Source organism: Methylobacterium sp. WL18, from assembly GCF_008040015.1.
Taxonomy (GTDB): domain Bacteria; phylum Pseudomonadota; class Alphaproteobacteria; order Rhizobiales; family Beijerinckiaceae; genus Methylobacterium; species Methylobacterium mesophilicum.
Genome location: NZ_VRVD01000296.1, coordinates 1 through 5,718, shown reverse-complemented (window position 1 = coordinate 5,718; position 5,718 = coordinate 1). Strand labels below are relative to the sequence as shown.

The window sequence follows — 5,718 nt, the reverse complement described above, 5'->3', positions numbered from 1 at the left end:
GCCCCAGAAGGCTGGGCCGACCCGGCTCTGCCGGACCAGCAGGGCCACCCGCCGCTCGGGATCGTAGGGCAGCACGCAGGCCGCCTCGCCGTGGTCCTCCAGGGCCCGCGGCACCGTGCTGCCGTCGGGCTGGGTCAGCGTGGCGATGCCGAAGGTGTTCCAGCCCCGGTGGATCACCCGCAGGGGCAGGGCGGTCTGCGAGCCGGTCATGAGCGGGTCAGCGCTGGGTGGTGGCGGCGGTCTGGCCGAACATCACCTTCTTGGCGTCCTCGCTCATGGTCTTGCCGTGGTCGGGGTTCACCTCCGGCGCCCGGGCATAGGCCGCCTGGGTCGCGGGCCGCTCCGCGATGGCTGTGAACCAGCGCTTCAGGTTGGGATGTGCGTCGAGGTTCTGGCCCTGCTTCTCCCACGGCACGATCCACGGGTAGCAGGCCATGTCGGCGATCGAGTACTCGGAGCCCGCGACGAAGGCGCGATCGGCCAGCCGCCGGTCGAGCACGCCGTAGAGGCGGTTGGTCTCGTTGACGTAGCGCTTGATCGCGTAGTCGATCTTCTCGGGGGCGTATTGCGAGAAGTGATGGTTCTGCCCCAGCATCGGCCCGAGCCCGCCCATCTGCCAGAACAGCCATTGCAAGACCTCGGCCCGGCCACGCAAGTCGCTCGGAATGAAGCGCCCGGCCTTCTCGGCGAGATACAACAGGATCGCACCCGATTCGAACAGCGAAACCGGAGCGCCGCCCCCGGCCGGCTCGTGATCCACGATCGCCGGCATGCGGTTGTTCGGGGCGATCTTGAGGAAGTCCGGATTGAATTGTTCGCCCTTGCCGATGTTGATCGCCTTGATCTGGTAAGGAATGCCCGCCTCTTCGAGGAACATCGTGACCTTGTGGCCGTTCGGCGTCGGCCAATAGTACAGATCGATCATCGGATTGTGTCCCGCTGACGCGTCATCCTGGACGGTGGGTGCCGGCTTTCGGAAGAGATGACGCAAAAACAAAGCTCTGGAGCCGCCTCGTGGACCGGGTGTCCGAGAGGAGGCTCCGAGCCCCCGGCGGTGGGGAGGTGGGTCTCTGCGGCGGTCCGGTCAAGCATCGTCCGGAGCGATCGCGGCCTCATCCGCCGAGGCAGCCCTGGGTCTCCACGTAGAGGGCGTAGAGCGACTGGCTCGCCGCCATGAACAGGCGGTTCCGGTGCCGGCCGCCGAAGCACAGGTTGGCGCAGCGCTCCGGCAGGCGGATGCGGCCGATCAGGCGCCCATCCGGGTTGAACACCATCACGCCGTCCAGCGCGTCCTCGCCCATGCCCCAGCCACACCAGAGATTGCCGTCCTGATCGCAGCGGATCCCGTCCGGCGTGCCGGGCCCCGCGTCGATCAGCACCCGGCGGTCGCGCAGGGTCCGGCCGCCGACGACGTCGAAGGCGACGATGCGCCGGGTGGGCTCGCCGCGGGATTCCACGAGGTACAGCCGCGATTCGTCCGGCGCGAAGCACAGGCCGTTCGGCCCGGCGATGGCGTGCGCGACCACCTCGAGGGCGCCGGTTTCCGCATCCAGCCGGTAGACGTTCTGGGGCAACTCGGATTCGGCGCGCTCGCCCTCGTAGTAGCTGGCGATCCCGAAGGTCGGATCCGTGAACCAGACCGCGCCGTCGCGCGCGATGACGAGGTCGTTCGGTGAGTTGAGGCGCCGGCCCTCGAAGGCGTCGGCCAGCACGGTGAGCGACCCGTCATACTCGGTCCGCACCACCCGGCGGCCGCCATGCTCGCAGGTCACGAGCCGCCCCTGCCGGTCGCGGGTGTTGCCGTTGGCGAATCCCGACGGCCTGCGGAACGTGCCGACGGCGCCGGTCTCCTCGTCCCAGCGCAGGATCCGGTTGTTCGGGATATCGCTCCACAGGAGATAGCGCCCATCCCCGAACCAGACCGGCCCCTCGCTCCAGCGGCAGCCGGTGGCGAGGCGCTCGACCGCCGCGCTGAACACCCGGTAGCGGGCGAACGAGGCGTCGAGGATCTCGACCGCCGGGTCGGGGTAGCACGCGCTCGGCGTCCACACGGGATTGGGCTCCTGCCGCTGGCGCGCCGATCCGGGCGCAGGGCAACCGCGATACAGGAACGATCGGGCGACGCCAGGGCACAGAGGTGCGCGGAGCGCGGTCCTTCAAGCGATCGCCAAGTCGGTGCCCCGGATGCGAAGCGGAGGATGGCGGCCGGACGAGATCGTCAGTCGGCGCTTCGCCTCGGCGGGAGCGACGAGGACCAAGATCCCCCACCGCCAATCTCCGCGCCGCGTCTCCACCGCCCCCCAATGGAATGCAGTTCGGTTCGTCGGTGCGAGAATCAGCCCTCGCCGTCCCAAGGAAGACCGTACGCGCGCCTGAATTGTCTGACAAGTGAGGCGATGCCGTTTGAAGCGGCTTTCGACAGCCGGCCGCGCAATCCCGGCCCACGATGGCCCCTGTGGCCCGCTGCCCCGTTGCGCCCGGACCGGCGAAACGCTACGGATCTGAGCCCGTAACGGGGTGTCGGGGTGTGGCGCAGTCTGGTAGCGCACCTGGTTTGGGACCAGGGGGTCGTAGGTTCGAATCCTATCGCCCCGACCATTCGATCAGGAGCTTGTCGAGTTCAGATGCCGAGCGCCCGCATCTTCCGCCCCTCCCGGGACGCCACGCAGTCGGGCCTGGCCCGCACGAAGCAGTGGATCCTCGAGTTCGACCAGACCAGCCCGCGCGAGATCGATCCGCTGATGGGCTGGAACGGATCGGCCGACATGATGCAGCAGGTGCGCCTGGAGTTCGACACGGAGGAGGAGGCGGTGGCCTATGCCAAGCGCGAGGGCATCGCCTACCGGGTCGAGCAGCCGGCCAAGCCGGTCTTCCGCAAGGGCCTGTCCTACTCGGACAACTTCAAGTTCAACCGCACGGCGCCCTGGACGCACTGATGCGCCCCAGCGCGCCCGAGGGCGCGGGCGATCAGGATCCGCGGCGCGCCCGCCAGGCCGCGTAGGGCGCTTCACCCGCCGGCCGGAGCTGGCTGAGCCGCATCGGCTGTTCGTCCAGGGGGCGGCACAGTTCCGCGTAGATGCTGGCGCTGCCGGCTCCGTGCTCCTCCGCTTCCTCCGCCGAGAAGGCGAAGTAGCCTTCGCGGAAGCCTGCGAGCCGCATCGCCGCGTGGCACATCGGGCAGGGGCGCCCGCTCGCGTACATCACGCAATCGGAGAGGTCGCGGCGCGCCAGCACTTGGCTGGCCTCGCGCAGCGCCACCATCTCGGCATGCGCGCTCGGGTCGTTGGTGGCGTGCACGGTGTTGGCGGCCCGGACCAGCACGGCGCCGTCGCGCACGATCACCGCGCCGTACGGAGAACCGCCGGCCAGAACGTTCGCCTCGGCCAGCGCGACCGCCTCGCGGATATAGCTCTCGTGCTCGGACATCCCTGCGCCTTTTCCTGAACCCGCGCGCCAACGCGCCGCCGGGCCCGGAGTTCAGAACGCGTAGCGCACGGTGCAGTACGGCAGGGATTCGGCCAGCAGCGCCTTGAACCGGGCGAGCCATCGACCCTTCCAGCCGGTCCGGTAGCGCAGGTTGGTGCCGCCGCCCTCCGAGACCTTCGCCTCCTGGATGTCCGGCCGCCACAGCAGGTCCTCTGCCTTGGGGTGCCAGCCGAGATTTACCTCGTGCAACCCCGCATTGTGGGTCAGCATGATGATCTCGCACTTGAGCTGCGCCTTGGCGGCGTCCGACAGCGTGGCGTCGATCTCGGCGAACAGCGCCCGCCAATCGGCCTCCCAACCCTCGTAGAGGATCACCGGCGAGAAGTTGGCGTGGACCTCGTAGCCGGCGGCCACGAAGTCGTCGATCGCGGCGATCCGCTCGGGGATCGGCGTCGTGCGCACGTCCACGATCTTGGCGATCCGCGCGGGCATCAGCGAGAACCGGATCCGCGTCTTGCCCTGCGGGTCGTAGGCCAGGAGATCGCGGTTGACCGCCTTGGTGGCGAAGGACGCCTTGGCGTTCGGCAGGGTGCGGAACCGCTCGACGAAGGTGCGGACGCCGCTGCTCACCGCCGCGTCCACCGACAGGTCGCCGTTCTCGCCGATGTCGTAGATCCAGTATTCCGGGTCGATCGTGTCGGGTTCCGGCAGGGGGCCCTGCCGGTCCGCGTGCCGGGCGATCGCCGCGCAGGCCTGGTCGATGTTCACGAACAGCGAGATCGGGTTCGAGAAGCCCTTGCGCCGCGGCACGTAGCAATAGGCGCAGGCCATGGCGCAGCCGTTCGAGGTCGAGGGCGCGATGAAGTGGGCGCTGCGGCCGTTCGGCCGCATGGTCAGGCCTTTCTTCACGCCGAGCACCAGGGTCGAGCGCTTGATCCGGACCCAGTCCTCCACCGAGCCCGCGTTGCCGTGGAGCGCCGGGATGTTCCAGTGCGACGGCACGGGGATGCGCTCCGCGTCGGGGAAGCGCGCCAGGATCTCCCGGCCGATTGGGTAATCGCCCACCGTGGGCTCGTGGTAGATCGTCCGGATGTCGAGGAGGTCGCTGGTGAGGGCCATGCTGCGTCCGGGGCCCGGCTGCGGCCCGACCCGCGATATGGCGCGCGGCGGCGGGACCGGAATGGCTTGCGACGTGCGGTCCCAATGGTCCGCGGCGGTCGATTCCATGGACGCGTAATTTCAACACTCTCTTACGACTCTTGATTGATTATTGCGTGCCTCTGATTGGATGCGCGATGACGATTCACGACCTGGAGGACGCAGCCCCCGGGACGGCGGTCTCCGGCGATCCGGCACGGCTGAACGCGCTGGTCCGCCGGGATCAGCTCGAAGCCGTGCGCGGCAGCGTCCTCACCGCGATTCCGGTCAACATGCTGCTCGGGCTGGCGAGCGTGCTGGTGGCGTTCCAGGGCGGCAACGGCCGCGCCGGGATGGTCTGGTACGCGGCCTCGACCGCGGCCAACCTCGTGCGGATCGGACTGTGCCGGGCGCCCTGTCCGGGGCTCGCCCTGACGGCCGAGATGCCGCCGGACATGGCCGGGGCCGCCTCGCGCTCGGTGGAGGGACACCTGCGCGCCTGCACCGCCGCGGCCCTCCTGTCGGGGCTGGTCTGGGCGTTCCAGCCGCTGCTATGCGCGGGCTACACCTCGGCGCAGACCCTGTTCTACCTCACCATCACCTGCGGCATCACCGCGGGGGCCGTCACCCACGGGACGGCCTATGCCCGGATCCCGTTCAGCTTCATCGTACTGCCGCTGCTGTCGGTGGCGTTTTGCCTGTTCGCCGCCGGCGGGTTCGACCGCTGCTGCCTGGCGGCCTGCGTGCTGCTCTATCTCGCCGCCTTGTCCCGCACCGCGTTCCAGAGCGAGGCGGGGTTCCGCGAGGCGAGCCGGCTGAAGAACGACGCCACCGCGCTCGCCCGATCCCGCGCCGAGGCGCAGGCCAGCGCCACCGCGCTGGTGGAGGAGATGCGCTGGCGCGCGACCCACGACGACCTCACCGGCCTGCTCAACCGGGCCGGCTTCATCCAGCAGGCCGAGGACCGCCTCGGGACGCGTTCGGATGCCGGTTCGACCGGCGCGGTCGGGATCCGGTTCGGCGCCGGCACCGCCTGCCTGCTGCTGCTCGACCTCGACGGCTTCAAGTCGGTCAACGACGTCTACGGACACCAGACCGGAGACCGGGTGTTGGTCGAAGTCGCGCGGCGGGTGCGCGCCGCCCTGCCGCCGGGCG

The 5,718-nt window shown here is 69.7% G+C and carries 6 protein-coding genes, 1 tRNA gene and 1 pseudogene; 3 read left to right on the top strand and 5 right to left on the bottom strand.

Translation table 11 applies throughout. From position 1 onward, the window contains the following. The 3 genes and pseudogenes from FV228_RS18810 to FV228_RS18800 form a co-directional block, all read right to left on the bottom strand. Positions 1-210 (bottom strand): annotated as a pseudogene (locus FV228_RS18810) (NUDIX hydrolase); the annotation flags it as partial. A gap of 7 nt (positions 211-217) precedes the next feature. Then, a complete protein-coding gene (locus FV228_RS18805; protein ID WP_147856015.1) occupies positions 218-925 on the bottom strand; it encodes a glutathione binding-like protein in 708 nt (235 codons plus the stop codon). A 187-nt stretch (positions 926-1,112) separates the two neighbouring features. After that, on the bottom strand, positions 1,113-2,051 hold the full coding sequence (locus FV228_RS18800; protein WP_147856014.1) for an SMP-30/gluconolactonase/LRE family protein: 939 nt from the start codon (positions 2,049-2,051) through the stop codon (positions 1,113-1,115). Positions 2,052-2,521: 470 nt separating this feature from the next. Here FV228_RS18800 and FV228_RS18795 point away from each other — a divergent pair. Further along, a tRNA-Pro gene (locus FV228_RS18795) sits at positions 2,522-2,598 on the top strand. A 26-nt stretch (positions 2,599-2,624) separates the two neighbouring features. Then, the gene (locus FV228_RS18790) at positions 2,625-2,936 is read left to right on the top strand and encodes an ETC complex I subunit (protein ID WP_058191156.1); all 312 of its coding nucleotides are present in this window, start codon (positions 2,625-2,627) and stop codon (positions 2,934-2,936) included. Between the two features lie 31 nt (positions 2,937-2,967). Here FV228_RS18790 and FV228_RS18785 read toward each other — a convergent pair whose 3' ends face one another. After that, positions 2,968-3,426, bottom strand: coding sequence for a nucleoside deaminase (locus tag FV228_RS18785; protein WP_147856013.1), 459 nt, complete (start codon positions 3,424-3,426; stop codon positions 2,968-2,970). Positions 3,427-3,477: 51 nt separating this feature from the next. Further along, a complete protein-coding gene (locus tag FV228_RS18780; RefSeq protein WP_147856012.1) occupies positions 3,478-4,545 on the bottom strand; it encodes a spore photoproduct lyase family protein in 1,068 nt (355 codons plus the stop codon). A gap of 176 nt (positions 4,546-4,721) precedes the next feature. Here FV228_RS18780 and FV228_RS18775 point away from each other — a divergent pair. Then, a partial coding sequence (locus FV228_RS18775; protein WP_147856011.1) for a GGDEF domain-containing protein occupies positions 4,722-5,718 on the top strand: 997 nt, incomplete at its 3' end.